Annotated in this window: 22 protein-coding genes; 8 read left to right on the top strand and 14 right to left on the bottom strand. The window is 68.9% G+C overall.

What is annotated here, in order from left to right; genetic code table 11:
- Positions 1-115 precede the first annotated feature (115 nt).
- Both ACTWQA_RS09260 and ACTWQA_RS09255 read left to right on the top strand, forming a co-directional pair.
- Entirely contained in the window at positions 116-961 is an 846-nt protein-coding gene (locus tag ACTWQA_RS09260; protein ID WP_443158858.1) for an LLM class flavin-dependent oxidoreductase, read from the top strand.
- A 99-nt stretch (positions 962-1,060) separates the two neighbouring features.
- The gene (locus tag ACTWQA_RS09255; protein ID WP_443158857.1) at positions 1,061-1,795 is read left to right on the top strand and encodes a DUF4097 family beta strand repeat-containing protein; all 735 of its coding nucleotides are present in this window, start codon (positions 1,061-1,063) and stop codon (positions 1,793-1,795) included.
- A gap of 111 nt (positions 1,796-1,906) precedes the next feature.
- Here the strand turns inward: ACTWQA_RS09255 and ACTWQA_RS09250 are convergent, their stop codons facing one another.
- The 3 genes from ACTWQA_RS09250 to ACTWQA_RS09240 form a co-directional block, all read right to left on the bottom strand.
- Positions 1,907-3,037 carry a hypothetical protein gene (locus ACTWQA_RS09250; RefSeq protein WP_443158856.1) on the bottom strand — a complete coding sequence of 377 codons (1,131 nt, stop codon included), beginning with the start codon at positions 3,035-3,037 and terminating at the stop codon, positions 1,907-1,909.
- Positions 3,038-3,162: 125 nt separating this feature from the next.
- Positions 3,163-4,641 (bottom strand): ATP-binding protein, encoded by a 1,479-nt coding sequence (locus ACTWQA_RS09245; RefSeq protein WP_443158855.1) that lies wholly within the window; start codon positions 4,639-4,641, stop codon positions 3,163-3,165.
- Between the two features lie 133 nt (positions 4,642-4,774).
- Positions 4,775-5,251 carry a VOC family protein gene (locus ACTWQA_RS09240; protein ID WP_443158854.1) on the bottom strand — a complete coding sequence of 159 codons (477 nt, stop codon included), beginning with the start codon at positions 5,249-5,251 and terminating at the stop codon, positions 4,775-4,777.
- Positions 5,252-5,315: 64 nt separating this feature from the next.
- Here ACTWQA_RS09240 and ACTWQA_RS09235 point away from each other — a divergent pair, with 64 nt between their 5' ends.
- Positions 5,316-6,464: a 5-(carboxyamino)imidazole ribonucleotide synthase gene (locus tag ACTWQA_RS09235; RefSeq protein ID WP_443158853.1), complete on the top strand. Its 1,149-nt coding sequence runs from the start codon at positions 5,316-5,318 to the stop codon at positions 6,462-6,464.
- Positions 6,461-6,955: a 5-(carboxyamino)imidazole ribonucleotide mutase gene (gene purE, locus ACTWQA_RS09230; protein ID WP_443158852.1), complete on the top strand. Its 495-nt coding sequence runs from the start codon at positions 6,461-6,463 to the stop codon at positions 6,953-6,955. The genes ACTWQA_RS09235 and purE overlap by 4 nt, the downstream gene beginning before the upstream one ends.
- A gap of 15 nt (positions 6,956-6,970) precedes the next feature.
- On the opposite strand, the gene ACTWQA_RS09225 is transcribed toward purE, so the two are convergent.
- Positions 6,971-8,284, bottom strand: a complete 1,314-nt coding sequence (locus tag ACTWQA_RS09225; RefSeq protein WP_443158851.1) for a UDP-glucose dehydrogenase family protein — start codon at positions 8,282-8,284, stop codon at positions 6,971-6,973.
- Between the two features lie 126 nt (positions 8,285-8,410).
- Between ACTWQA_RS09225 and ACTWQA_RS09220 the strand changes: the two genes are divergently transcribed.
- Together ACTWQA_RS09220 and ACTWQA_RS09215 are read left to right on the top strand one after the other, a co-directional pair.
- Positions 8,411-9,574, top strand: a complete 1,164-nt coding sequence (locus ACTWQA_RS09220) for an acyl-CoA dehydrogenase family protein (RefSeq protein WP_443158850.1) — start codon at positions 8,411-8,413, stop codon at positions 9,572-9,574.
- A gap of 270 nt (positions 9,575-9,844) precedes the next feature.
- Positions 9,845-10,324, top strand: coding sequence for a GtrA family protein (locus tag ACTWQA_RS09215; protein ID WP_443158849.1), 480 nt, complete (start codon positions 9,845-9,847; stop codon positions 10,322-10,324).
- Here ACTWQA_RS09215 and ACTWQA_RS09210 read toward each other — a convergent pair.
- The gene (locus ACTWQA_RS09210) at positions 10,308-11,585 is read right to left on the bottom strand and encodes an ATP-binding protein (RefSeq protein ID WP_443158848.1); all 1,278 of its coding nucleotides are present in this window, start codon (positions 11,583-11,585) and stop codon (positions 10,308-10,310) included. The genes ACTWQA_RS09215 and ACTWQA_RS09210 overlap by 17 nt on opposite strands.
- Positions 11,586-11,589: 4 nt before the next feature.
- Positions 11,590-12,258: a response regulator transcription factor gene (locus ACTWQA_RS09205; RefSeq protein ID WP_043620820.1), complete on the bottom strand. Its 669-nt coding sequence runs from the start codon at positions 12,256-12,258 to the stop codon at positions 11,590-11,592.
- Positions 12,259-12,595: 337 nt separating this feature from the next.
- Between ACTWQA_RS09205 and ACTWQA_RS09200 the strand changes: the two genes are divergently transcribed.
- The gene (locus tag ACTWQA_RS09200) at positions 12,596-13,648 is read left to right on the top strand and encodes a class I SAM-dependent methyltransferase (protein WP_443158847.1); all 1,053 of its coding nucleotides are present in this window, start codon (positions 12,596-12,598) and stop codon (positions 13,646-13,648) included.
- Here the strand turns inward: ACTWQA_RS09200 and ACTWQA_RS09195 are convergent.
- A complete protein-coding gene (locus ACTWQA_RS09195; protein ID WP_443158846.1) occupies positions 13,630-14,499 on the bottom strand; it encodes an NAD-dependent epimerase/dehydratase family protein in 870 nt (289 codons plus the stop codon). The genes ACTWQA_RS09200 and ACTWQA_RS09195 overlap by 19 nt on opposite strands.
- 87 nt (positions 14,500-14,586) lie before the next feature.
- Between ACTWQA_RS09195 and ACTWQA_RS09190 the strand changes: the two genes are divergently transcribed.
- On the top strand, positions 14,587-16,845 hold the full coding sequence (locus ACTWQA_RS09190; protein WP_443158845.1) for a glycoside hydrolase family 95 protein: 2,259 nt from the start codon (positions 14,587-14,589) through the stop codon (positions 16,843-16,845).
- Positions 16,846-16,873: 28 nt separating this feature from the next.
- Here ACTWQA_RS09190 and bfr read toward each other — a convergent pair whose 3' ends face one another.
- The 7 genes from bfr to ACTWQA_RS09155 all read right to left on the bottom strand — a co-directional run bounded on the left by bfr (position 16,874) and on the right by ACTWQA_RS09155 (position 21,764).
- Positions 16,874-17,359 carry a bacterioferritin gene (gene bfr / locus ACTWQA_RS09185; RefSeq protein WP_127939837.1) on the bottom strand — a complete coding sequence of 162 codons (486 nt, stop codon included), beginning with the start codon at positions 17,357-17,359 and terminating at the stop codon, positions 16,874-16,876.
- A 26-nt stretch (positions 17,360-17,385) separates the two neighbouring features.
- The gene (locus ACTWQA_RS09180) at positions 17,386-17,562 is read right to left on the bottom strand and encodes a (2Fe-2S)-binding protein (protein ID WP_327585463.1); all 177 of its coding nucleotides are present in this window, start codon (positions 17,560-17,562) and stop codon (positions 17,386-17,388) included.
- 139 nt (positions 17,563-17,701) lie between these two features.
- The gene (locus tag ACTWQA_RS09175) at positions 17,702-18,322 is read right to left on the bottom strand and encodes an MBL fold metallo-hydrolase (protein WP_443158844.1); all 621 of its coding nucleotides are present in this window, start codon (positions 18,320-18,322) and stop codon (positions 17,702-17,704) included.
- Positions 18,323-19,408, bottom strand: coding sequence for an S-(hydroxymethyl)mycothiol dehydrogenase (locus ACTWQA_RS09170; protein ID WP_443158843.1), 1,086 nt, complete (start codon positions 19,406-19,408; stop codon positions 18,323-18,325).
- A gap of 15 nt (positions 19,409-19,423) precedes the next feature.
- Positions 19,424-20,389, bottom strand: a complete 966-nt coding sequence (locus tag ACTWQA_RS09165; protein ID WP_443158842.1) for an adenylate/guanylate cyclase domain-containing protein — start codon at positions 20,387-20,389, stop codon at positions 19,424-19,426.
- Complete coding sequence (locus ACTWQA_RS09160) at positions 20,386-20,895, bottom strand: PH domain-containing protein (protein WP_327585467.1); 510 nt, start codon at positions 20,893-20,895, stop codon at positions 20,386-20,388. The genes ACTWQA_RS09165 and ACTWQA_RS09160 overlap by 4 nt, the downstream gene beginning before the upstream one ends.
- Before the next feature lie 56 nt (positions 20,896-20,951).
- Complete coding sequence (locus ACTWQA_RS09155; RefSeq protein WP_443158841.1) at positions 20,952-21,764, bottom strand: biotin--[acetyl-CoA-carboxylase] ligase; 813 nt, start codon at positions 21,762-21,764, stop codon at positions 20,952-20,954.
- Positions 21,765-21,772 lie beyond the last annotated feature (8 nt).

The raw sequence follows: 21,772 nt of genomic DNA, 5'->3' as shown, positions 1-21,772 counted from the left end.
GCGCGTCGCCGTGGCCACGGGCGTCGCCGATGTCCGCTCGCCCCAGGCCTTCCCCTTCCCACGTACTGGATACTCGGAGATCGACCGGGTGTTCCGTTATTACTGGAGGCAAATCATGAGACTTGGCGTGATGTTCGACAGGGACCTGCCGCCCGAGCAACTCATCCCGTTCGCCAGGGCGCTGGACGAGACGACCGTCGACGACCTGTGGGTGGTGGAGGACCTGGGCTGGACCGGCGGCATCTCCTCGGCGGCCACCGCCCTCGCCGTCACCTCCCGCCTGCGCGTCGGCATCGGCATCGCCCCCGCTCCCCTGCGTAACCCGATGTTGCTGGCGATGGAGCTGGCCAACCTGGCCCGCGTACATCCCGGACGGCTGGCGGCGGGGATCGGGCACGGCGTACAGGACTGGATGCGCCAGGTGGGCGCCGCCCCGCCGTCGCCGCTCGCCCTCCTGGAGGAGACGGTCACGGCCGTCCGCGCGTTGCTGCGCGGCGAGACCGTCACCCTGCACGGCAAGTCCGTCCACCTCGACGGGGTGTCGCTGGTGCATCCGCCCGCTGTGGTGCCGCCCGTGCTGACCGGGGTGAAGAGCCCGCGCTCACTGGCGCTGTCCGGGCGCGTGGCTCAGGGGACGATCGTGCCCGAGGGCATCGGTCCCGCCCAGGTGCCGGGGATTCTGGAGCAGATCGGGGCCGCGGATGGCGCGGACCACGAGCTGGTGGTCTTCACGTTCCTGCATACCGAGGCGGACGGTTCGCAGGTCGCCCAACCCATGGTGGAGGGGCAGGCGTCGTTCCTGGGGGTGGCTCCGGAGGATGTGGTGATGGCTGACGGGTCGCCGGAGCGGGCGGCGGCGCAGGTCAAGAGTTTGTGGGCGGCGGGGGCGGACACGGTGGCGGTGCGGCCGCTCGGCTCCGACCCGCTGCGCCACGTCACGGCGCTGCTGTCGGCTTTGTAGCGGCCGGGCCGCGCCTCCAACGAGGGAAGGACCGAATGGCCGATGGTGCTCGGTCGGATGGCCGATGAGCGACGATCGGCGCCCGGCCACGATCGACCCATGAGGCGAATCGCAGCATTAACGGCATGCGCGGCGACGGTGGCACTGGCCACGAGCGGTTGCGGCGGCCTGGATCTGGATGCCGAAGAGGTGCGCTCAGCACAGTCGTTCCCCGTGAACGGGACCTCTCTGAGGATCATCTCCTCTCTGGGCGGCGTCCACGTACTCGCCGGCACCGGCAGCACCGTCGAGGTGGAGCGGTGGGTGCGCGGCAAGGCCGCCGACGACGGCGGCGCCGCCTGGTCCCTGCGGGACGGCACCCTCCGGCTCAGCGCGAACTGCACCATGGTGTTCGGCGACTGCGGCGCCCGCTACCACGTCAAGGTCCCGCCGGGCGTACGGCTGTCGATCGACGCGGCGGACGGCGTCATCCTGAAGGACCTCCCGCAGGACGTGGACGTGGCGAGCCGGGATCGCATCCAGGTGTCCGGCACCTCGGGAAAATTGCGGCTGCGCAGCGAGGGCCCGATCACGGGTGACGGGCTGAAGTCCGCGAACGTCCGATGCCGGACCCTGGACGGCGCGATCGACCTCTCCTTCACGAGTGCACCGGCCAACCTGGACCTCCAGTCCAGCGATGGCAAGGTGACGGCGACCGTGCCGAGGGGCTCCTATGCGGTGACGGCGAACAGCACGGACGGCAGCGAGCGCTCCGAGATCAAGAACGACTCCATGGCCACCAGCAAGATCGTCGCCCACAGCACCTCGGGAAACGTCCGCATCCTGGCCCGCTGACCGACGCCGGGCACCCTGGACATGGGGTGCCCGGCGTCGAGGATTGGGTAGCCGGGTCTGGAAGGCCCAGGAAAGCTCAGCACCGCGCAGGATGGGTGCCCCGGCGGCTGATCAGCCGACCCGCTCGAAAGGCGTCGGGGTCTGGCCCGTCCAGCGGTACAGCTGGGCGGTGCCGGTCTGCTTGGTGACGCCGCCCTCCGTGACGGTCCCGGCCTTGGAGACGTAATAGCGGCCGCCACCGAGCGAGATCAGGCCGTACTCACCGGTGAACTCCCAGCCCCGCACCCCGGACGCGTCATGCTGCAGGCCACCCGGCGCCAGGGTGAGCAGCTCGCCCTGCTCCGGACGAGGCTGTCCGACGATGTCCCCCTTCCTGGGCTGCGCGCTGCCATCGACCATGAAGAACGAGTAGTTGGGGAACTGCGGCTTCTTGCCCTTGTACACGGCCATCATCCAGTTGCCGGTGTGCTCGTCGTACTCGAGGTTCTGCACGCCGTACGTGGTGTTGCCGGTGTAGGCGAAGTACTTGCCGTCGGTGTGCTCCGGTCCGCTGGTGTGCGGGTCGCTTTCGGTGAGCGGCCGCTCGTACTTCTTCCACTGCTGGATGTCGTACTGGAGCAGGACCTGGTAGTCGTTGTCCTGCCGGTCCACGTTCGAGTAGATGCCGTACGCCACGGTCAGCTTCTGCTTGCCGTGCTTCTTGCCGAACGCGGGGCCGAAGGAGACGCCGTCGATGCCGCTGCAGCCGTAGCGGTGGTCGGGGGTGTTGGCGATGTTGCCGTCGAACTTGCCGTCACCGTTCATGTCGGCCACGTAGTCGGCCACGACCTCCTTGAGGTAGACCGTCTTGACGACGTCGGTGGTCTGGGCGTCCATGTTCATGCTGGTGATGCGGTCGACGTCGAAGATCGCGATATAGAACGACTCCTGCGCCTTGTACTCGAGCGAGCCGTACACGCGGCCGTCCTGGGCGTTGAAGTCCAGGTCGCCGAGGTGTCCGGTGAAGCCCGTCACGGAGCCGACCGGGTTGCCCTTGAGGTCGGTCTTGACGAGGAGGTTGGTGAAGGAGAAGTACATGAACCCCTTGCGCTGGTCGATGGCCATGCCCTGCACGTGCCCGGCGGCCCAGGTGCCCCCGTAGATCTCTTTCGGCAGGTCGGCGGGGGTCGCTGTGGCCGGGGTGGTAGAGAAGAGGCCGAAGGTGGCGGTGGCGGCGAGGGTGAGCGTCAGGACTTTGCGCATGGTGCGGTACCCGTCTTCGGTTGTGGATCTTACCGAGACGAGACGCTAGCCCGCTGTCATGATTATGTCTGACAAATTGGTAAACCAACAGTGAAATAGAGCCGAACTACGCCCCTCTCAAACCATCACCGTCGATACAGCCGCTCGGCATCCACCAACCGAACACGTGCGTCACCATCGGCGGACACCATCAGTTCCTTACTGAAACCCGCTCCCCCATAGCAGGCCAGCACGGTGTCTCGTGTGTCGTATCCCTTCACGCTCAGCAGGTCACGTGCCCTCGCGAGGCGTTCGAGGCGATGACGCCGCATCACCTCACCCCATTTCGCCTCCCCGATCGACAGGATCCGCCGCGGTCGTCCGGGCTCCTGGGCGGCCAATGCCACCACGTCGACCTCGATCTGAGTCTTGTTGGCCGGATCGGGGACCACACCCGAGCCGATCTCCGCCGGGAACTCCCCAAAAACGGTGTCATCCGCGTCCAGAGCGAAGTCGCGGCAGAGCGACTCGAAGTGTGGTCCCACGACCTGGGCGAGGAACGTCTGCCGAACCGCCTGCCAGACGGTCTCCGCGCGATAGATCTCCAACTCCGGCCAGCGCCGCCGCATGATCGCCTCATAGAACGTGATCAGGGGCTCCACGATGCGGTAACGGGCCCGTCCGGACCGGAAGAGGTCGGGCTCCCGCGCGATGAGCGCACAGTCCTCCAGAACATTGAGCGGATGCGTGATCTGATCCGACCTGCGCCCCACGTAACTGGCGATTCCTCCGTTCGTGGAATTCCCGCTGGCTATGGCCGCCAGCACCGAATGGTAAAGGGCCGGATCCCGGATATCCGGCTCCTCCGCCAGGAGATAGCGCGCCTCGCGGAAGAGTGGCGTCTGTGGATTGAGCACGGTCCTGACGACCCAGGAATCGAAGTCGTCGAGGTCCTCCGGTACGTCACCCTGCGTGAACTCATACCGATAGGCAGGAGTCCCACCCACGATGGCGTGCACCAGGATGGCGAGTCGCGGGTCGGTGATCCCCCAGAACTCCGCCGCATCGCGATAGCGGAACGGATGGATCATGAGCTCCAATCCGGCTCGCCCGCGCAGCGGCGCCTGCCCGGAAAGGAGCCCGCCCATCACGGACATGGCCGATCCGCAAAGAATCAGCCGCGCGGCGCTCTCACGCCCGCTTCCCCCAGGCCCGAGTTCGCGCTGGACAATGGACGGCAACGAGGGAGAAGCCCGGATGAGGAACGGGAACTCATCGATGATCAGGGGCACCGGCCGATCGCGGAAGCACCGGAACAGGTAGGGAATCGCGTCGTTCCAGTCCCTGAAGGGAATCTCCACGACCTCTCGGGTGTATCGCGTGAGGGCTTCGGTGAAGAGCCGCAGCGATTCGGCCTCCGTCGCCTCGGTGGCGGCGAAGTACATCCCCCCGGTCACTTCAGCCAGGGCTTGCAGGAGAAAGCTCTTCCCTTGCCGCCGACGTCCGCTGACAACACCGAGTGCTGCACCCGCTGGCGCCGAAGACCGCCGTTGCGGCGCCGCGAAGCCCGCGAGCCCCTGCCACTCCCTTACCCGATCGAAAACTCGCTCCGGCTTAACGATCAAGGATCTCTCCCTCGAACGATGACACGCCAGTACAGAACTATACCTCTCAGAAGTACAGTTCTGTATCATCCGCGAGAGGCCGCGCGCTTGCCCCCGTCCACCCAAACCTCGAAGGCCACGGAGCTGCCGCGCGTCAGAGGCGGCCTGCCCCATCGAAGGCGACAAGTTCGATCTCGAACCCGTCCTTGTCCTCCAGGTACGCGGCGCAATGCTGCTCGCCGCCGGCATACGGATGGCGATCGGGGAACATCAGCGTCCAGCCATACGCCGGGGCCTGCTCCACCAGGGCATCCAGCCGGGTGCGGCTCCCCACGTGGAAGGCCAGGTGGTTCAGGCCGGGGCGGCGGCGGTCGTGGCGGTCGGCGGTGAGGGCGGGCGACTGCTCCATCACCAGGTAGGTCGGCCCCAGCAGCCAGCTCCGGCCGCCCTCCCAGTCCTGGAACACGGTGTAGCCGAGCGCTTCCAGCAGCCACTGCCAGCTGCCGATCGCCCGTGGCAGATCGGGGACCCAGATCTCCACGTGGTGCAGTGTTCCAGTGGTGGGCGTGTCGCTCACGGTTCCAGTGGTGGCCATGTCGCTCGCGGTTCCAGTGGTGGGCGTGTCGTTCACCCCTAGACCCTATGGAAGCGAGCGGTGGGTTAGTCATCGTTGCGTCCCGGTAAGCTCACCTGGCGTGAGTTCATACCACCCCATCGGCCCGGTCGTCGGCATCGTCGGCGCCGGCCAGCTGGCCAGGATGTCGCAGCCGCCCGCCATCGCACTCGGCGTCGAGCTGCGGGTGCTCGCCGGCGCCCCGGACGAGAGCGCCGCACGGGTGATCGTCGACACGCGCATCGGAGACTACCGCGATCTGGACGTCCTTCGCGAGTTCGCCCAGGGCTGCGACGCGATCACGTTCGACCACGAGCACGTCCCGACCGAGTACATCAGGGTTCTGGCGAAGAGCGGCCACGCCGTTCACCCGGGGGCCGACGCCCTCGTGCACGCGCAGGACAAGGCGGCCATGCGCGAGCGGCTGACCGCGATCGGCGTGCCCTGCCCGGCCTGGGCGCGGGTGTCGTCGGCGAAGGACGTCTCGGGCTTCGCGGACGAGCACGGCTGGCCCGTGGTGCTGAAGGCGGTGCGCGGCGGCTACGACGGCCGCGGCGTGTGGGTGTGCGCTGACGCCGCCGAGGCGGAGGAGGCGTTCGCGTCCGGGACCGAGTTGATGGCCGAGGCGTTCGTGCCGTTCGAGCGGGAGCTGGCGGTGCTGGTGGCCCGCTCGCCGCACGGCCAGGGCGTCAGCTACCCGGTCGTGGAGACCGTGCAGCAGGACGGCATCTGCGTCGAGGTGCTCGCGCCCGCCCCCGATCTCGACCAGGAGGACGCCGCGCAGGCCCAGCGCATCGGCCTGAAGATCGCCCACGAGCTGGGGGTGACCGGGCTGCTGGCGGTCGAGATGTTCCAGACGGCCCGCGGTCTGGTGGTCAACGAGCTGGCCATGCGGCCACACAACAGCGGCCACTGGACGATCGAGGGCGCGCGGACGTCGCAGTTCGAGCAGCATCTGAGGGCCGTGCTGGATCTGCCGCTCGGCTCGCCCACGATGACCGCCCAGGCCGTCGTCATGGTCAACCTGCTGGGCGGCGACGACCCCGACCTGTTCAAGCGCTACGAGCACGTGCTGGCCCACGACCCGGGCATCAAGGTGCACTTCTACGGCAAGCAGGTGCGTCCCGGCCGCAAGATCGGCCACGTGACCGCCCTCGGCTCCAACCTGGACGAGGTCCGCGCCCGCGCTCGCCACGCCGCCGTCTACCTGACCACCGGGGAATACACATGAAAATCGGCATCGTAATGGGCAGCGACTCCGACTGGCCGGTGATGAAGGCCGCGGCGGAGGCGGTGGCGGAGTTCGGCGTGCCGTTCGAGGCGGACGTCGTGTCCGCGCACCGCATGCCGGCCGAGATGATCGAATACGGTCGTCAGGCCGCCTCGCGGGGCCTCCAGGTGATCATCGCGGGCGCCGGCGGGGCCGCGCACCTGCCCGGCATGCTGGCGTCGGTGACGCCGCTGCCGGTGATCGGGGTGCCGGTGCCGCTGAAATACCTCGACGGCATGGACTCTCTGCTGTCGATCGTCCAGATGCCGGCCGGGGTCCCGGTCGCCACGGTGGCGGTGGGCGGGGCACGCAACGCGGGCCTGCTGGCCGTACGCATCCTCGCCGCCTCCGACGCCGACCTTCGCCGGCGCATGGAGGAGTTCCAGGAGCGGCTCAAGGAGCAGGCGCACGCCAAGGGCGAGCGCCTGCGTGCCGAGGCCGCCGAGCTCTGACCGGGGCGGGAGGCCCTACGGCCGGCCCAGGGCCCGGTAGTGCCAGCCGGCCGACCGCCACGTCTCAGCGTCCAGCGCGTTGCGCCCGTCGACGATGCGCCGGGTGGCGACCACCGCGCCCAGCTCCTCCGGATCGAGGTCCACGAACTCCTGCCACTCCGTGAGCAGCAACACCACATGCGCCCCGCGAACCGCCTCGACAGCGGACGCGCCATAGTTCAGCTCGGGATGAGCCTTGCGAGCGTTGTCGAGCGCGATCGGGTCGTAGACGGTGACCTGTCCGCCTTGGTGGCCAATGGTGACCGCGACGTCGAGAGCGGGCGAGTCGCGAATGTCGTCCGAGTTCGGCTTGAACGCCGCTCCCAGGACGCCCACGGTGCACCCGTGGAAGGAACCGCCCGCCAGCACCCTGGCCAGGTCCACCATGCGGGCGCGCCGCCGCATGTTGATGGCGTCCACCTCGCGCAGGAACGTCAGCGCCTGGTCCGCGCCCAACTCACCGGCGCGGGCCATGAACGCCCGGATGTCCTTGGGCAGGCAACCGCCGCCGAACCCGAGTCCGGCGTTGAGGTAACGGCCGCCGATCCGGTCGTCGTACGAGAGCGCCTCCGACAGCTGCTGGACATCGGCATGCGCGGCCTCGCAGACCTCGGCCATGGCGTTGATGAAAGAGATCTTCGTGGCCAGGAAGGCGTTGGCGGCCGTCTTGACCAGCTCGGACGTGGCGAAATCCGTCACCACGATCGGAACGTCGCCCAGCGGCTCGTACACCTCACGCAGCACCTTCTCCGCCCGTTCCGTACGGACGCCGAACACGATCCGATCCGGGTGCAAGGTGTCCTGCACGGCGAACCCCTCCCGCAGGAACTCGGGGTTCCACGCCAGCTCGGCCTCGACGCCGGCCGGGGCCAGGCGCGCCATCTTGTCCGCGAGCCGCTCCGCGGTGCCCACGGGCACGGTCGACTTGCCGACGACCAGGCACTCCCGGTCGAGCAGCGGGGCAAGAGATTCGATCGCGGCGTCCATGTAGGAGACGTCGGCCGCGTACTCGCCGCGTTTCTGCGGTGTGCCGACGCAGATGAAGTGCACGTCGCCGAACTCGGCGACCTCCTCGTAGGAGGTGGTGAAGCGAAGCCTGCCGGAGTCGAGCCCACGGCGGAGCACGGGTTCCAGCCCCGGTTCATGGATCGGGAGCTCACCGCTGTTCAAGCGGCGGACCTTGTCGGCGTCGATGTCGAGGCCTAGGACCTCGAATCCAAGATCCGCCATGCATGCCGCATGCGTGATGCCCAGGTATCCGGTCCCGATCACCGTGAGGCGATATGGCACGAGTGAGCTCCTTTCGATCGCGCAGGCATGCTACCGGCCTTTCGCTACCAGCTACGTGCCACGGGTGCCCCTCCGCAAACCGTACCGGCTGGTAACAAGATGCTCGGACGTCCTAGTATCTACCGCATGAGCTTCCCTCTTTACGCGCTCGCCGAAGAGCACGACATGCTCAGGGAGACCGTCCGGGCCCTGGCCGATGAGAAGATCGCCCCGCATGCCGCGGAGGCCGACGAGACCGAGGAGTTCTCCTGGGACGTCTACAAGGCGCTGGTGGCGGCGGACATGCACGCCGTGCATGTCCCTGAGCAGTACGGCGGCGCGGGGGCGGATGCGCTGGCGACGGTGATCGTCATCGAGGAAGTGGCCCGCGCCTGCGCGTCCACCTCCCTGATCCCCGCCGTCAACAAGCTCGGCACCGTCCCGCTCCTCCTCTCGGCCTCGGAGGAGGTGAAGTCCCGCTACCTGGCGCCGGTGGCAAGGGGCGAGGCCATGTTCTCGTACGCGCTGTCGGAGCCGGAGGCCGGCTCGGACGCCGCCGCGATGAAGACGAGGGCGGTGGCGGACGGCGATTCGTACATCCTCAACGGCACCAAAATGTGGATCACGAACGCCGGCGTCTCCGAGTACTACACGGTGATGGCGGTCACGGACCCGTCAGCCGGCGCCCGCGGCATCTCCGCCTTCGTCGTGGAGAAGTCCGACGAGGGCGTCTCCTTCGGCCCCAAGGAACGCAAGCTCGGCATCAAGGGCTCCCCGACCCGCCAGGTCATCCTGGACAACGTCAGAATCCCCGCCACCCGCCTGATCGGCGCCCCCGGCACCGGCTTCAAGACGGCTCTGGCGACCTTGGACCACACCCGCATCACCATCGCCGCCCAGGCCCTGGGCATCGCCCAGGGCGCTCTGGACTACGCGATCGGTTACGTGAAGGAACGCAAGCAGTTCGGCCGGCCGATCGCCGACTTCCAGGGCCTGCAGTTCATGGTGGCCGACATGGCCATGAAACTGGAGGCGGCCCGGCAACTCACGTACCACGCGGCCGCGAAGTCGGAACGCGCGATGCACGGCGAGCCCCAGAAGGACCTGACGTTCCTGTCGAGCGCGGCCAAGTGCGCCGCCTCGGACGCGGCCATGGAGATCACCACGGACGCGGTGCAGTTGCTGGGCGGGTACGGCTACACGAAGGACTTCCCGGTGGAGCGCATGATGCGCGACGCCAAGATCACCCAGATCTACGAGGGCACCAACCAGATCCAGCGCATGGTCATGGCCAGGCAACTCCTCAAGTAGCTCGCTGACGTGCGGCTTGACGTCCACGTCATCGTGCCGAGATCTCGAAGCTGACGGGGCTGGGCGGTCGTTCCGGGTCGCCTTGCAGGCACGGCCGCCCAGCGACCCGCACCGCAGCGTAATGGCAGCCGATCGGAATTGCCGCCTTTAGGACGACATTTCTAAACCGGCTCTTGACGCGGTAAGTTCATCCGTCTGACACCGGCCCTACATCGTGACCGGTACGCTGGGGTGACCAGCAGCAGCCGACGGAAGGGACCGAGCGGAGACGTGGACTTCGTTAGACGCCTCTACGAGCGGTTCGCGGCCCTTGTGCATGAGCTGGCCAAGTTCGGCAGCATCGGCGCCGTCGCCTTCGTCCTCGACACCGGGGTCTACAACCTCTTCCTGCTGGGGCTGGAGTGGGGGCCGCTGACGTCCAAGGTCTTGGCGACCACGATCTCGGCGACGTTCGCCTACGCGGGCAATCGCTTCTGGACGTTCCGGCACCGCGAGCAGAGCGGGCTGGGGCGCGAATACTTCCTGTTCTTCCTGCTCAACGGCATCGCACTGCTGTTCGGGCTGCTGGTGATCGGCTTCACCAAATACACGCTCAACCTGGACGACGGCCTCAGCCTCAACATCGCCAACTTCTTGGGCGTCGGGCTCGGCACGCTGTTCCGCTACTGGTCGTACAAGAAGTGGGTGTTCTTGGAGGCCACCGAGCCGATCCCGGTCGAGCTGCCCGAGGCCGTCAAGCAGGACCGCTGACGACCCGGCTCCTGCTGTCTTCGTTCGCCGGCCGCAGGAAAATGGCGAACGTCGCGGGACGGCGGCGCACGAGCTCCAGCCGGCCGCCGTCGGCGGCGGCCAGCGCGCGGGCGAGCGTCAAGCCGAGGCCGGTCCCCCCGCCGCCGCTGACGTTGCGGTCGAAGATCTTGGGCGCGATCTCGTCGGCGATGCCGGGGCCCTCGTCGGCGACCTCGATCACCACGTAGTTGTCGCCGCTACTGGTGGTGATGGTGACGGCGCCACCGCCGTGGCGCAGGGAATTCTCCAGCAGGGACGCGATCACCTGGCCGAACCCGCCGGTCGTGGCCATCGCCATCAGCTCGCGCGCGCCCTCCAGCCGCAGCGTGCGTCCCGCGTCCCTGAACACCGGCTCCCACTCGGTGATCTGCTGGCCGAGCACGATGTCGATGGCGACCGGTTCGGCTTGGGCGTGGCGCTGGCGGCGGGCCGCCGACAGCAACTCGTCGATCACGGCGGTCAGCCGCTCCGCCTGCACGATCGCCGCCTCTCCTTCCTCGCGTACCACCTCGGGGTGGTCGGAAGCGGCGACGATCTCCTCAAGGCGCATGGTGAGGCCGGTCAGCGGAGTGCGGAGCTGGTGCGAGGCGTCGGTGGCGAACTCGCGTTCCCGGGTGAGCAGGTCGGAGATGCGGGTGGCGCTGCGATCGAGCACCTGGGCCACCCGGTCGAGCTCGGGTATGCCGTAGCGGTGTTTGCTCGGCCGCGCGTCGCCGGAGCCCAACCGTTCGGCGATCTTCGCGAGGTCCTGCAAGGGCAGTGTCAGCCGCCGGGACTGTACGACGGCCAGACTGACGGCCACCGCCAGGGCGGCCACGGCCAGGGCGACGATGAGGAGCAGGCGGGCCCGGACATCCCGCTCAACCTGATCGCGGTCACGACTTATCCGGACGTAGACGCCCGTGTTGGTCTGCGCGTCCTCTGTCATCAGGTGACCGGACGGCGGCGGCGTGCCGACCACGGTCACCCGAAGGGGGGTTCCGCGCTCCCAGATCTGTATGTACCTGCCTGGGTATTTCTGCTCCAGTTGCTGGGGATCCAGCGGTGTCTCCTGCACGCGGGCATACTCGACCTCACCCACGAGGCGTTTTGCCTCAGCCCCGAGCTCTTGAGCCGCCTCGTCGACGATCAGGCGGCTCACCACGACGCCCAGGGGGACCCCCAGCAACAGGACCGCGATAACCGCGACGACCAGCGTGGAGGTGAGCAGTCGACGGCGCATCCGCCTACTCGCGTTCGAACCGGAAGCCGACTCCCCGGACGGTCGTGATGTAGCGAGGCTTGGCGGCGTCGTCGCCGAGTTTGCGGCGCAACCACGAGATGTGCATGTCGAGTGTCTTGGTGGAACCCCACCAGTTGGTGTCCCACACCTCGCGCATGATCTGCTCGCGGGTGACCACCTTGCCGGCGTCCCGTACGAGCACGCGCAGCAGGTCGAACTCCTTGGTCGTGAGATGTAGCTCTTTCTCCCCCATCCAGGCGCGCCGCGAGTCGGCGTCGATCCGCACCCCCTGGACGACCGGGGTCTCGGAGGTGCCGCGACGTAGCAGCGCGCGTACTCGGGCCAGCAGCTCGGCCAGCCTGAACGGTTTGGTGACGTAGTCGTCCGCGCCGGCGTCGAGCCCGACGACGGTGTCGACCTCGTCGACGCGGGCGGTGAGTATGAGAACTGGAGTGCCGTGGCCCTCGGCCCGGATTCGGCGGGCCACTTCCAGGCCGTCCATCTCTGGAAGACCAAGATCAAGAACAATGAGGTCGATGCCGCCCGACAGGGCCCTCTCGAGGGCCTGTGGGCCATCCGGGCTCACCTCGACCTGATAGCCCTCACGGCGCAGAGCACGCGCAAGAGGCTCAGAGATCGAGGTGTCGTCCTCGGCTAGAAGTACGCAGGTCATGAAGCGATCGTAGGACCTTAGGCGATCGTTTCCCGGGCACAGCGCGCAGTTTGACTCGTCATTGACCTATCTATTGACCTGGGCAAACACGACTAAAATACGGTTGGTCGTGATTAAATTACCGTGGCTTTCCGGGGGAGATCATTGGCTGATCATGCCCAGAGCCGGAATTCTTAACCCTCCGCCGCGCGACGGCACCCCTGCAGGCGGGTCACGCCCTTCCGTGACGGTATCGTCGTGGGCAATTTTGCGCTCTGTGTCGTATGACCTGTTCGCCGCTGGGGAACTGCACCGATCCTCATCCAGGACATTCTGAGGGGGAAAGGGAAGAACGATCATGTCAACGACTACCGACGAGTTCGCCGAGCGCCTGTTCCAGGCGTCGCTCGGCACCATCGAGGTCCTCTCCGTGCACATCGGCGACCGCATGGGCTGGTACCGCGCGCTGGCCGCGCACGGCCCGGCCGGCCCGGACGAGCTGGTCGCGCGGGCCGGCGGCCACGAACGCTACGCCAGGGAATGGCTGGAGCAGCAGGCCGCCTACGGGATCCTGGAGGTCGCCCCGGACGGCCGATTCGTGCTGCCGAAGGGCGCGGCCGAGGTGCTGACCAACGAGGCCAGCCTGGCCTACCTCGCGCCGCTGGCGCGGATGCTCGCGGGCGCCGCCGTGCAGATGCCCGCCCTCCTGGAGGCGTACCGGAGTGGCGGTGGCGTCGGCTGGGCGGAGTTCGGGCCGGATGTGCGGGAATCGCAGGCCGACATGAACCGGCCGTGGTTCGAGCACGCGCTGCCCGGCACCCTGGCCGGCGTGCCGGACCTCGACGCCGCGCTGCGCCGTCCCGGCGCCCGCATCGCCGACGTCGGCTGCGGCGGTGGCTGGTCGACCATCGCGCTGGCCAGGGCGTACCCGGAGGCGACGGTGGAGGGCGTCGACATCGACGCGCCGTCGATCGAGCTTGCCGAGCGCAACGCGGCCGCCTCAGGTCTCGGCGAGCGGGTCTCGTTCCGCCGTGTCGACGCCGCAGCCTTGGGCGACGGCCGGTACGACGCCGTCTTCGCCTTCGAGTGCGTGCACGACATGCCGCGGCCGGTGGACACGCTGGCGGCGGTGCGGCGCGCGGTCGTGCCCGGCGGGGCTGTCGTCATCATGGACGAGGCCGTGGGCGAGTCCTTCGCGGCCCCGGCTGACGACACCGAGCGGCTCATGTACGGCTTCAGCCTGCTCATCTGCCTGCCGGACGGGATGAGCGAGCAGCCGTCGGCCGGGACCGGAACCGTGCTGCGGCCGGACACGCTGCGGCGCTACGCGCGGGAGGCCGGGTTCGGCGACATCGAGGTCCTGCCGATCGAGGACTTCGGCTTCTGGCGCTTCTACCGGCTGATCCCGTAAGCCGCGAAGCCGTCGCGCCAGGACACGTACTCAGGCGTCCAGCCGAGGCGCTTACGGGCGTAACGATTGTCCGCGCCGCGAGCGAACCCGTTCCGCGGCGCGTCGTCCTCCGGCGGCGCGGGCGCGCCGACGGCGCGACAGAAGGCGGGCAGCCAGTCATGTGCGGGCGCGGGCTCGTCGTCACAGACGTTGACGGGACCGGACGGCCATTCCAGGGCCTGTACGGCGGCGGCCGCCGCGTCGTCGACGTGCACGAAGCTCGTCACGTCCGCATCGGCCATGAGCGCGCCCGAGCGGGCCTGCTCCGCCCGTAGCCCGCGCGGCTCGAACCAGGTGCCGGGGCCGTAAAACATCCCGTAGCGCAGCACCACCCACTCCGGTAGCTCCCGGACCGCCGACTCCAAGCTCGCCACCGCCTCGACCATGGGCCGGCGTGACTGCGGTGCGTGCACGTCGAGCGGGGTCTCCTCGACAGCGGGGTCGTCGCCCGGCCCGTACACCCACGCGATGCTCTGCGCCACGATGCGCCGCACTCCAGCCGCCAGGGCAGCGTCGACCAGGTTGCGGGTGCCGATCTCGCGGAGCCGGCTGTTGGCGGCGAAGTCACCCCCGCTCAGATCCGTCAGCTGGTGCATCACGACGTCGGCGCCGGACTCACGCACCGCGGCCCGCAGCGCGGCGGCGTCGTACACGTCCACGTGCACGGGAACGGCGCCCAGGTCCCGCAGCATCACGGCCTTCGCCTCGTCACGTGTCGTCGCGGTCACCGTGTAGCCCTGGGCGACCAGGAGCGGGACGATCCGGCGGCCCACCACCCCGGTGCCGCCGGCCAGGAACACCTGCAAGGTCATGCCACCTCACGCTAGGGCGTCGCCGGTTCGGGGAAATAGTCCACTTGACCCGCATTCCCGTGGACCACTTAGTTACCGTTGTCCCTCATGACACGCTTGACGCTCTGGTACGACCGGCCTGCGATCGACTGGGAGACCGAGGCGCTGCCGATCGGCAACGGGGCGCTCGGCGCGATGATCTTCGGTGGCACGGCACTCGAGCAGATCCAGTTCAACGAGAAGACCCTGTGGACGGGAGGGCCGGGCTCGCGGCAGGGCTACGACTTCGGCAACTGGACCGCCCCGCGCCCCGGCGCGCTTTCCGAGGTCCGCGAGCGGCTGGACCGCGATGGGCGAATGGACCCGGAGGAGGTCGCGGCCAGGCTGGGCCAGCCGAAGTCGGGCTTCGGGGCTTACCAGACCTTCGGCGACCTCTGGCTGGACCTGCCCGCGGGCCCGCCCGCGACCGGCTACCGCAGGGAGCTGAGCCTGCGCGAGGCCGTGGCCGGGGTGACGTATGCGGCCGGCGGGGTGCGGCACACGCGCGAGTACTTCGCCAGTCACCCGGGCAACGTGATCGTCGGGCGGATCTCGGCCGACCGGCCGGGCGCGGTGGAGTTCACGTTGCGGGCGTCCTCGCCGCACGACGACAAGCGGATCAGCGTCGCGGACGGGCGGCTGACGATGCGCGGGGCGCTGGCGGACAACGGGATGGTGTTCGAGGCCCAGGTGCAGGTGGTCGTGGAGGGCGGCACTCGGGTGGACGAGGCCGATCGCATCACGGTCACCGGGGCCGACAGCGCGGTGTTCATCCTCTCGGCCGGCACCGACTACTCCCCCGTCTACCCGGCCTACCGGGGCGAGGACCCGCACGACGCCGTCACCGCGAGCGTGGACAAGGCGGCGGCGCAGGGGTACGACGCGCTCAAGCAGGCGCACCAGGACGACTACGTGCGGCTGTTCGACCGGGTGGAGCTGGACCTCGGGCAGGAGACGCCGCAGGTGCCGACGGACCGGCTCCGGGCGGCCTACACCGGCGGCGACTCGGCCGCCGACCGCGCGCTGGAGGCTCTGTACTTCGCCTACGGACGCTATCTGCTGATCGCCTCCTCGCGGGCGGGGTCGCTGCCGGCGAACCTGCAGGGCGTGTGGAACGACTCCACCAGCCCGGCCTGGGCAGGCGACTATCACGTCAACATCAACCTGCAGATGAACTACTGGCCCGCGGACGTGGCGAACCTGGCCGAGACCGCGCAGCCGTACGACGACTACGTGCAGGCCCTGATGGCGCCGGGCAGGCGGACGGCGCGGGAGATGTTCGAGGCGGACGGGTGGGTGGTGCACAACGAGACGAACCCGTTCGGGTTCACCGGCGTGCACGATTGGGCCACCGCGTTCTGGTTCCCCGAGGCGGCGGCCTGGGTGGCACAGCACCTGTACGACCGCTACCGGTTCAGCGGGGACGCCGGCTATCTGCGGGAGAGCGCCTATCCGGTGCTGAAGGGGGCGGCCGAGCTCTGGCTGGACACGCTGCACGACGACCCGCGGGACGGGACGCTCGTCGTGTCCCCTAGCTACTCGCCCGAGCACGGGGATTTCTCCGCGGGGGCGTCGATGTCGCAGCAGATCGTCTGGGACCTGTTCACGAACGTCGCGGAGGCGGCGGACATCCTGGACGTGGACGCCGAGTTCCGCGCGCGGGTGCTGGACGCGCTGGAGCGGCTGGATCCCGGGCTGCGGATCGGGTCATGGGACCAGTTGCAGGAGTGGAAGGCCGACTGGGACGAGCAGGACGACACACACCGGCACGTCTCGCATCTGTTCGGACTGCATCCCGGACGGCAGATCGTCGCGGAAAGCCCTGAGGGCGAGGCCGCCAAGATCACGCTGGCGGCCCGGGGCGACGGCGGCACCGGGTGGAGCAAGGCCTGGAAGATCAACTTCTGGGCGCGGCTGCTCGACGGCGATCATGCGCACCGGATGCTGGTCGAGCTGCTCACGCACTCGACGCTGGACAACCTGTGGGACACGCATCCGCCGTTCCAGATCGACGGCAACTTCGGGGCGGTGGCGGGGATCGCGGAGATGCTGGTGCAGAGCCACCACGAGGTGATCCACGTGTTGCCGGCGCTGCCGCCGGCCTGGCGTACGGGGTCGGTGCGCGGCCTGCGGGCCCGCGGCGACCTGACCGTGGACGTCTCGTGGCGCGACGGGGTCGCCGAGAAGGTGACGCTGCACGCGGGACGTGACGGGGAGATCAGGGTGCGGGCGGCCGTCGAGGGCCCGGTGTGGGACGGCGCGAGCCGTTCCGGGGACATGTGGAGCTGGGAGGCGCAGGCCGGAGAGTCGTACACGATGGGCGGGTGAGCCGGGCCCGCCCGCCCCATCGGCAGGGTCAGTCGTCGGCGGACGGCGGCTCGGCGTAGCGAGCCAGGTAGAGCTGGATGCCGAGGCTGTTGATGAGGCCGAGCTCGGTTTCCAGATAGTCGATGTGCTGTTCCTCGTCGCGGAGGATGTCCTCGAAGATGTTGGCCGAGGTGATGTCGCCCTTCTCGCGCATGAGGGCGATCGCCGGGCGCAGCCGCTGCACCACCGACATCTCCACTTCCAAGTCGGCCCTGAGCTGCTCCTCGACGGTCTGCCCGATGTGCAGGGTGCCTAGTCTCTGGTAGTTGGGAAGGCCCTCCAGAAAGAGGATGCGATCGGTGAGGCGCTCGGCGTGGCGCATCTCGTCGATCGACTCTTCCCGGGTGTGCTCGGCGAGTTTGGTGTAGCCCCAGTTTTCCTGCATCTTCGCGTGCAGGAAATACTGGTTGATCGCGGTGAGCTCGGCGGTCAACTGTTCGTTGAGCAACTCGATGATCTGCTTGTCGCCCTGCATGTGACGGGCCCCTTGCTGCTATCCGGCTATGCGGTCGTCAGTTCTTCCGACCGTTTCAGGATCGCACAGATCTTCCGCACACATCGGGCACAGTCCCCACCAGCCCCGGTGGTGTCGCGAATCTCCTTCGCGCTCGTCGCCCCCGAGGCGATGCAGTCGTGCACCTCGTTCTCGGTCACAGCACGACAAATGCACACGTACATCCAGGGACGGCCTCTCGCCAGGAGTTGGAATGCCAAGGTTAGGCACACCTAAGATATCCCACTTTGGTAAGGCTTGCCTACGTTAGGTGGGACACACTCCTGTATCCCTGTGCGATCGGAAGATTACGGCTTGTCCCAATCAGTGCCCTCGGGCGATCCACTCCTCCAGATGCGGGGCCTCGGCGCCGATCGTCGTGGAGTCGCCGTGACCAGTGTGCACGACCGTCTCGGGTGGCAGCGCCAGCAGCCGCTTCCTGATCGACTCGATGATCGTGTCGAAGGAGGAGTAGGAGCGGCCGGTCGCGCCAGGCCCGCCCTTGAACAGCGTGTCGCCGCTGAACAACGCGCCGAGCTCCCCCGCGTGCACGCAGACGGCGCCGGGCGCGTGGCCGGGGGTGTGCAGGATCTCCAGCGCGCAGCCGCCGACCTCGATGCGCTCGCCGTCGGTCAGCGGCTCGTACGGCACCGCGTCGGAGTACTCCATCTCCCACAACACCTGGTCGGCGGGATGCAGCCGAATCGGCGCCCCGGTCAGCTCGGCCAGCGGCCGGGCGGCGTTGATGTGGTCGTTGTGCGCGTGCGTACAGATGATGGCCTTGACCGTGCGCCCGCCGACCCGCTCGGCGATCGCGGCGGCATCGTGGGCGGCGTCGACGATTACCACCTCGCGCGCGTCACCGACGAGCCAGACGTTGTTGTCGACCTCCCACGTGCCGCCGTCCAGCGAGAACGTGCCTGAGGTGATGATCCGGTCGATCATTTAGAACGTCACCACCGAACGCAGCACCTCGCCCCGGTGCATCTTCGCGAACGCCTCTTCGACCTGGCCGACCCCGATCGTCTCCGACACGAACTTGTCGAGCGGCAGCCGGTTCTGCAGGAACAGGTCGATGAGCATCGGGAAGTCACGGCTCGGCAGGCAGTCGCCGTACCAGGACGACTTCAGCGACCCGCCGCGGCCGAAGACGTCCAGCAGCGGCAGCTCCAGCTTCATCTCCGGCGTCGGCACGCCGACCAGGACCACAGTCCCGGCCAGGTCGCGGGCGTAGAACGCCTGGATGTAGGTCTCCGGCCGGCCCACCGCCTCGATGACCACGTCCGCGCCGAAACCGCCGGTCAGGTCGCGAACAGCCTCGATCGGGTCGTTCTCGCGCGAGTTGACCGTGTGTGTGGCGCCGAAGCCACGCGCCCACTCCAGCTTGCGGTCGTCCACGTCCACCGCGATGATCGTGGCGGCGCCGGCCAGCGAGGCGCCCAGGATCGCCGCGTCGCCGACCCCGCCGCAGCCGATCACGGCCACGCTGTCGCCCCGCGTCACTCCTCCGGTGTTGATCGCCGCGCCGATCCCGGCCATCACCCCGCAGCCCAGCAGCCCCGCGACCTGCGCCGGGGCCTCGGCCGCGACCTTGGTGCACTGCCCGGCCGCGACCAGCGTCTTCTCCAGGAACGCGCCGATTCCGAGGGCCGGGGACAGCTCGGTGCCGTCCTTGAGCGTCATCTTCTGGGCCGCGTTGTGCGTGCTGAAGCAGTACCAAGGGCGGCCACGCAGGCAGGCCCGGCACTGGCCGCACACGGCGCGCCAGTTGAGGATCACGAAGTCGCCCGGCTCCACCTCGGTGACTCCGGGGCCGACCGCCTCGACGACGCCCGCCGCCTCGTGACCGAGCAGGAACGGGAAGTCGTCGCTGATCCCGCCCTCCCGATAGTGCAGGTCGGTGTGGCAGACCCCGCAGGCCTGCACGTTCACGACGGCCTCACCCGGCCCCGGGTCCGGCACGAGGACCGTCTCGAGGGAAACTTCCTTGCCCTTACCTCGGGCGATGACGCCCTGCACTTCGTACGGCATGGCAGCCATCTTGTGTCAGGAGGATGATCTCCGCAAGACATAGGGCTGCACCACGCCGAGGCCTCTGGCCGGGCGGCGTCGCATCTTGTGGACCTCGTAGCCGTCCAGCCCGCCGGCCAGCTCCTGGTCCACCAGAACGGTGCCCGGGCGGGCGATCGCGGTGAGCCTGGCGGCCAGGTTGACGGTGGTGCCGAAGACGTCGCCCATCACCGGCAGCACCGGCCCGTAGGCCATGCCGATGCGCAGTTCCTCCGCCTCGACCAGGTCGAGCGCGATCGCCGCCGCCTGCGCCGGGGTCGGCGCCGTGAACAGCACCTCGTCGCCCAGCGTCTTGACCAGCCTGGCGCCGTGCGTGGCCACCACGTCGGAGGCTCGCGACTCGAACCCTTCCACCAGCTCCGCCAGCTCCCGCTCGTCCAGCTCGCGGGCGCGCCGGGTGAACGACACCAGGTCCGCGAACCCCACCGCCATCGACACGCGGGTCGGCACCAGCTCGTCGTGGCCGTCGGCGAGCGCCAGCAGCCGCGTGCCGGCCGCGGCGAGCTGGGCCCGCCAGACGTGGATCAGCACGTGCTCGAAGTCCGGCAGCAGCTCCTGCGCGGTGTCCAGCACGTCGGCCAGGTCGCCCTCGTCGGGATCTCGCGGCAGCATCGAGCCCGTCATGATCTCCGCCTGCCACTGGGCAAGCCTGGCCGTGGTCTGGCCGAGCGCGCGGGCCATGCGGACGACCGTCTCCTCCTCGAGCAGGCCGCTGTCGAGCATGCTGCGCACCCGGCGCAGCGCGTCGATGTCGGCGTCGGTGAACGCCGCGTCGTCATCGGCGCGCTGGGCGAAGCCGAGCGCCCGCCAGATGCGCCCCGCCAGCTCCTGCGACACGCCGGCCAGGCCCGCGACCTGCGCGCGTGTGTAGCGGCGAGGCAGGCCGAGGAGCCGGAGCTCGATCTCCTCGGCGGTCGGCCGCCCCCGGGAGCCCGGGCTCAACGGCCGTCGACTTCGCCGTCCGAGGCGTCCTCGACGAGCCTGAAGATGTCAGTGCGGACGTCCTGGATCTTCGGGATGTCCCGGAGCACGATCTCGCCCCGCTCGCCGGCGGACTCGACGGTCAGCGTGCCGCAGCCGAGCAGGCGCTCGGCGAACGTCTGGTCGGAGCTGACCGTGTTGACCTTGGCGATCGGGATCTCGTCGGTGGACTTGTTGAGCACGCCCGTGCTGATCGTGAAGCGGTGCGTGGTGAGCACGTAGCCGGTGTTCTTCCACTGCAGGTAGGGCACGAACGACCAGATCGTCAGCAGGACGAGCGCGATGACGACGACGGCGATCCTGGCGTAGAGAGCGAACTCCCACTCAGGTATGAACCACAGCGCCGCGCTTGAGGCCGCGACGATGAGGACGAGCGCGAGGAACGGGCCGATGAGCCGCTTCCAGTGCGGGTTGAAGGATCGGACGCGCCGCTCACCCTGCGTCAGATGATGGTCGGGAAGGGTCATGGCGCACATCGTGCCACCATCGCCGCCCGGCGGCTACGCGGACGGCGCAAACCGGCTCATCCCGCGATCCGTACGTGCACGACGTCGCCCGCGCTCAGCGTGTGACGTTCGCCCTCGCTCGCCACCTGCAGGTGGCCGGAGGCGTCGACGCCGGTCGCCTGCCCGATCAGCACCTGCCCGCCGGGCAGGTCCACTCGCACCAGGCGGCCGATCGTGGCGCTGGCCGCCAGGTAGGCCGAGTGCAGCCCGGAGGCCTCGGCGTCGCCGCCGGCCGCCGTCCACTCCCTGTAGTGGGTCTCGACCTCCCTGAGCACGGCCCTGAGCAGCGGATCCCGGTCCACGCACGCCGCCTGCTCGATGGCCAGCGACGTGGCCGTCTCGACGGGCAGTTCCTCGGGCTTGAGCGACACGTTGAGCCCCATGCCGATGACGATGGCGTCGCCGGCCCGCTCGGCCAGCACCCCGGCCAGCTTGCGCTCGCCGATCAGCAGGTCGTTGGGCCATTTCAGGCGGACGTCCACCTCGGCCAGCCGGCGTACGGCCGAGGCTGCGGCGACGCCGTACAGGAGGGACAGCCAGCCCTGCGTGGCCACCGGGACCTGCGGTCGCAGCAAGATCGAGAACGTCAGCCCGGAGCGGGGCGGCGCCGACCAGGTGCGGGCCAGCCTGCCGCGGCCGGCGAGCTGCTCCTCCGCCACCAGCACCGCGCCCTCGGCGGCTCCCTCCTGTGCGGCCTTGGCCAGGTCGGAGTTGGTGGAGCCGGTGCTCTCCACGACGGTGATGCCCGTCCACAGGCTGCCCGGGCGGACCAGGGCGCGGTTGAGCGCCGCCGCAGAGAGGGGCGGCCGGTCGAGGTCGGAGTAGCGCATTCTCATAT

This window comes from Nonomuraea sp. 10N515B, from assembly GCF_052245915.1.
Taxonomy (GTDB): domain Bacteria; phylum Actinomycetota; class Actinomycetes; order Streptosporangiales; family Streptosporangiaceae; genus Nonomuraea.
Note: the sequence above shows the minus strand (reverse complement) of the source record. Positions and strands in the feature narration are given on the sequence as shown.

What these genes read in the sequence shown, in the direction of transcription:
- ACTWQA_RS09195 (WP_443158846.1), bottom strand. Translation starts at nt 14,499, where the DNA reads ATGACCTTGCAGGTGTTCCTGGCCGGCGGCACCGGGGTGGTGGGCCGC.
- ACTWQA_RS09255 (WP_443158857.1), top strand. Translation starts at nt 1,061, where the DNA reads ATGAGGCGAATCGCAGCATTAACGGCATGCGCGGCGACGGTGGCACTG.
- ACTWQA_RS09260 (WP_443158858.1), top strand. Translation starts at nt 116, where the DNA reads ATGAGACTTGGCGTGATGTTCGACAGGGACCTGCCGCCCGAGCAACTC.
- ACTWQA_RS09250 (WP_443158856.1), bottom strand. Translation starts at nt 3,037, where the DNA reads ATGCGCAAAGTCCTGACGCTCACCCTCGCCGCCACCGCCACCTTCGGC.
- ACTWQA_RS09160 (WP_327585467.1), bottom strand. Translation starts at nt 20,895, where the DNA reads ATGACCCTTCCCGACCATCATCTGACGCAGGGTGAGCGGCGCGTCCGA.
- ACTWQA_RS09190 (WP_443158845.1), top strand. Translation starts at nt 14,587, where the DNA reads ATGACACGCTTGACGCTCTGGTACGACCGGCCTGCGATCGACTGGGAG.
- bfr (WP_127939837.1), bottom strand. Translation starts at nt 17,359, where the DNA reads ATGCAGGGCGACAAGCAGATCATCGAGTTGCTCAACGAACAGTTGACC.
- ACTWQA_RS09220 (WP_443158850.1), top strand. Translation starts at nt 8,411, where the DNA reads ATGAGCTTCCCTCTTTACGCGCTCGCCGAAGAGCACGACATGCTCAGG.
- ACTWQA_RS09180 (WP_327585463.1), bottom strand. Translation starts at nt 17,562, where the DNA reads ATGTACGTGTGCATTTGTCGTGCTGTGACCGAGAACGAGGTGCACGAC.
- ACTWQA_RS09205 (WP_043620820.1), bottom strand. Translation starts at nt 12,258, where the DNA reads ATGACCTGCGTACTTCTAGCCGAGGACGACACCTCGATCTCTGAGCCT.
- ACTWQA_RS09210 (WP_443158848.1), bottom strand. Translation starts at nt 11,585, where the DNA reads ATGCGCCGTCGACTGCTCACCTCCACGCTGGTCGTCGCGGTTATCGCG.
- ACTWQA_RS09200 (WP_443158847.1), top strand. Translation starts at nt 12,596, where the DNA reads ATGTCAACGACTACCGACGAGTTCGCCGAGCGCCTGTTCCAGGCGTCG.
- ACTWQA_RS09170 (WP_443158843.1), bottom strand. Translation starts at nt 19,408, where the DNA reads ATGCCGTACGAAGTGCAGGGCGTCATCGCCCGAGGTAAGGGCAAGGAA.
- purE (WP_443158852.1), top strand. Translation starts at nt 6,461, where the DNA reads ATGAAAATCGGCATCGTAATGGGCAGCGACTCCGACTGGCCGGTGATG.
- ACTWQA_RS09175 (WP_443158844.1), bottom strand. Translation starts at nt 18,322, where the DNA reads ATGATCGACCGGATCATCACCTCAGGCACGTTCTCGCTGGACGGCGGC.
- ACTWQA_RS09155 (WP_443158841.1), bottom strand. Translation starts at nt 21,764, where the DNA reads ATGCGCTACTCCGACCTCGACCGGCCGCCCCTCTCTGCGGCGGCGCTC.